This window comes from Saccharothrix sp. ST-888, assembly GCF_000955975.1.
GTDB lineage: Bacteria > Actinomycetota > Actinomycetes > Streptomycetales > Streptomycetaceae > Kitasatospora.
Map to the genome: position 1 here is coordinate 1 of NZ_JYJF01000228.1, position 2,834 is coordinate 2,834.

The 2,834-nt window shown below is 71.4% G+C and carries 3 protein-coding genes; 2 read left to right on the forward strand and 1 reads right to left on the reverse strand.

The annotated features are described in order from the left end of the window. On the forward strand, window positions 1–401 hold a 401-nt coding region (locus UK12_RS32170; RefSeq protein WP_045306750.1), incomplete at its 5' end, for a DUF4360 domain-containing protein. A 387-nt stretch (window positions 402–788) separates the two neighbouring features. Beyond that, window positions 789–1,217 carry a YrdB family protein gene (locus UK12_RS32180; protein ID WP_082120131.1) on the forward strand — a complete coding sequence of 143 codons (429 nt, stop codon included), beginning with the start codon at window positions 789–791 and terminating at the stop codon, window positions 1,215–1,217. A gap of 125 nt (window positions 1,218–1,342) precedes the next feature. Here UK12_RS32180 and UK12_RS32185 read toward each other — a convergent pair whose 3' ends face one another. Then, window positions 1,343–2,416 carry a serine/threonine-protein kinase gene (locus tag UK12_RS32185; RefSeq protein WP_045306752.1) on the reverse strand — a complete coding sequence of 358 codons (1,074 nt, stop codon included), beginning with the start codon at window positions 2,414–2,416 and terminating at the stop codon, window positions 1,343–1,345. Window positions 2,417–2,834: the final 418 nt, after the last annotated feature.

Consider the following 2,834-nt stretch of genomic DNA (forward strand, 5'->3'; position numbering starts at 1 on the left):
TCCGCAAGAACTGCCAGCTCAATCTGGATGTGCACGTCCCCCAGGGCTTCACCTACGCCATCGCCGCCGCCGACTACCGGGGCTTCGCCCACCTGGAACCGGGCACGACCGGCACCGAGAAGGCGAACTACTACTTCCAGGGATCACCCCAGACCTCCTCGCTCAGCCACGAGTTCAAGGGCAGGCTCGACGACAGCTGGCAGGCGACCGACACGGTCGGTGTCGCCTCCCTCGTCTACGCGCCCTGCGGGGAAAGGCGAAACTTCAACATCAACACCGAGCTGCGGGTGAGCGCCGGCACCTCGGACCCGTCCAGGACGACCAGCTTCATGACCATGGACTCCACCGACGGCAGCATCAACACCACCTACCACCTCGCCTGGAAGCAGTGCCCCCGGTAGCACCCCTCGCCGCACCACAGCCACCGTCGTAGCAGGTGTCGGCGACCTCACCGCGCGCTCGCCCGGACTCCCATCGACCCGTGCCACCGGACCGGCGGGGCGCGCCGGAGATCTCGTGTGGGTCCGTGCTCCGAGAGCCCGGCCAGGGCCCCCTCCCGGGCCTTGGCCGGCCGGGGGACAGCGCGCCACTCGCCCTCCAACGCGGCGTCCCGCAGCTCCGCCACGAGCGGCCCGCTCCCCCACCGCGCCGACGGCCGCGCCTGGACCGGCGTCCGCACCGGCGACGACGCCGGCCCCGGTCTCATTCCGCGAATTCCTGAGGCTCGGCCGTCGCCGTTCGTGCCATGCTTTGCTGTCCGAGTGCCTCGACGGGGAGGGACGGCGCTCATGGCAGGTCAGAGCGGTGCGGCCAAGGCCGCCCTGGGAGGGCGGCTCTGGTACGCCGCCAATGAGGTCTTGGCGTTCCTGCTCGAGCTGGCCGCGCTGGGCCTGCTGTGCTGGTGGGGCTTTGCCACCGGCGGCGGTGTCGTCGTCCGGGTGCTGCTCGGTCTCGGGGCGCCTCTGCCGGCCGCCGTGCTGTGGGGGCTGTTCGCCGCCCCGAAGGCGAGGCTGCGGCCTCCGCTTCCGGCCGTGCTGCTGGTCAAGGCGGTGGTCTTCGGCGCAGGTGCGGCTGCCCTGTCCGGGGTGGGGCATCCTGTCGCCGCAGTGGTCGTCGCGGCCGTGATGCTCGCGAACACGGCGGTAGCCGAGACCTTTCGTCGCAGCCCGTCCCGGCGAGCTCTCGGCCTTGGCGGCGACCTTGCCGACCACGGCTGACGGGACGGCGTCCAGCTTTCGCGCGGGGTGAGCCGCAGGGTCGGCCCCGGCCCGCCTGCGGAGCCCGCCGGCACGGGTCCCGCCCTGACCAGTCCTCGGTGCCCGCTCGGTCCCGCTGCGAGCCGTCACCGCGCTCGCGCGGCGTCCAGGACCCGTCCGAGTTCGGCAGCCGGGAACGGTGTCCGCTTGGTCTCCGTGAGCGGTCGGCGGTGGAACTCGTCCAGGATGAGGGCAGCCGGGGCGTGCCGGTCGAGGACCGTCGCGAGCTCCGGCGGGACGCTTTCGGGCTGTCGGCCCGCGAGCCACTCGCGTAGGAACGCCAGGTGATCCGTGGCAGGTCGGACGGAGTCCGGCAGGTGGTGGCGGAGCAGATGGCTCGCGACGTAGCAGCTGTCGTATTCGAGATGGTTCGAGAGGAACTCGGCCTCGGCCGGGGAGAGTTCGAACGCGGCACTCAGCGCGAGTCCGAAGTCGGCGAAGTAGAGCAGCCGACCGTCGGTCAGGACGTTGGCGAAGTGGGCGTCGAAGTGGACCAGCCCGTGCGAGCGCATGAAGGCGGTCCCGCGCGCCAGGGTGTCGTCCACCCACCGGTAGGGCACCTCGGTCCCGCCCGGTGACGCGGCCTCCCGGCGGTCGGCCAGCCAGGCGCCGAGCGTCTGCGGCACGTACTCCAGGAAGAGCACCAGGCTGGCCGAGGACCGGCCGATCGCCTCCAGCCGCTCGCGGACGGCCGATGAACCGTCCCAGTGCGCGACGCCTCCCTCGATGCCCCCGAACTCGTCGGCGATGCTCGCGGGAGGGGTGTCGGGCAGGACCCGCCAGTGGTACATCAGCGGAAAGCCCTCGTACTCGTTCCCGAGGACCCAGTTGGTGGTCATGGTGTGCGCGGCCAGTTCGCGCCAGGCGCCGAACCCGGCGGATCCCACTCCGTACTGGTAGAACACCGGCAGCCCGAAGACGTTCACCGTCGACCGCACGTTCTCCGGCCGCAGTTCGACCTCCGTCAGCGGAACCCGCTTGACGAAGACGCGAGTTCCGGCCACGTCCAGCTCCGCCGATCTGCCGCCGATGCCGGATCCGAGCGGGGTGGCCGAGGCCACGACCTCACCGAGCCGGTGGTCGCCGAGCAGGGACAGGTGGGTGGAGACGGTCCCGTACGCGGCCAGACGCGCGGCGTGCTGCGGGTCCGGGTGCTGCATCGACGACTCCTCCGTGCCCGGGTCGGGGTGTTGGTGATCTTGCGGACTCGGTCGACCCTACGCGCCGCAGCCATTGTGGTGGTTCACCAGGGCGGCTGCCAGGTCCGAAAGGGACGGAGCGACCGGTCCTCGTCATCGGCGGCGAACCCTGACGGTCGCGCGGTCCGCTCTCGGGGAGATCCCTGAGAGCGGCTACGGGTACGGGCAGGGATCTTCCCGGATGGCGGATTGACGGAGCGTTGGCAGGATCGATCCGTACGCCGAAGCAGATCCACCCGCATGGACCAGCCTGTTTGGAGCAGATACCCGTGAACACCTCTACGAACCGGACCCGTTGGGCCGGCCTGGCCGCCGGCGCAGCCCTGTTGGTCTCGGTCGCGGTCGGTACGGGCGCACCCGCCTTCGCCGCGCCCGTCGG